Here is a 474-nt window from a genome sequence, read left to right as displayed (position 1 = left end):
TCTCCATCTGGTTAAAGTAATCCAGCTGTTGTCCGTCCACCGTCAGCTGCATCCGGGCCACGTCTTTCGACGGTCGGGGCAGGAGTTCAAAATGAACCCCGGCATCACCACCCGCAAAGACGATGTCGGAAAGCGCGGTCAGCTGGTTCACCGATGCGAGAAACGCCGGGTTGATACGCATCCCCTGGCTGGCCGCAGGATCCACCACCCAGCGGTTGCCTTCCAGACGCAGCATGCCCCCCAGATTCGCGTGCAGGAAGGTGGAGATCCTTCCCGTATCCGCCCGTAAAAACTGCGCCAGCATCGGTAAAGAGGCGTCGCTGCCGGTGGCGCTGAACGGATAGCGTCCGGTAAAGGCGGTATTCCACGGCCTCACGATGGCACTCTGCCAGCGGGCGTTCAGCCCCCCCGCCGCCGGAGCCAGTACCTGACGCCAGGCCAGATCCAGCGGCTGCACAAACAGGGCCTGCCCGA

The 474-nt window shown here is 63.1% G+C and carries 1 pseudogene; it reads right to left on the bottom strand.

Features of this window, described 5'->3' with window-relative positions:
• Window positions 1-474 (bottom strand): annotated as a pseudogene (locus AAIR21_RS27900) (ImcF-related family protein); the annotation flags it as partial.

Source organism: Enterobacter sp. PTB (genome assembly GCF_051130085.1).
Taxonomy (GTDB): domain Bacteria; phylum Pseudomonadota; class Gammaproteobacteria; order Enterobacterales; family Enterobacteriaceae; genus Enterobacter; species Enterobacter ludwigii.
Note: the sequence above shows the minus strand (reverse complement) of the source record. Positions and strands in the feature narration are given on the sequence as shown.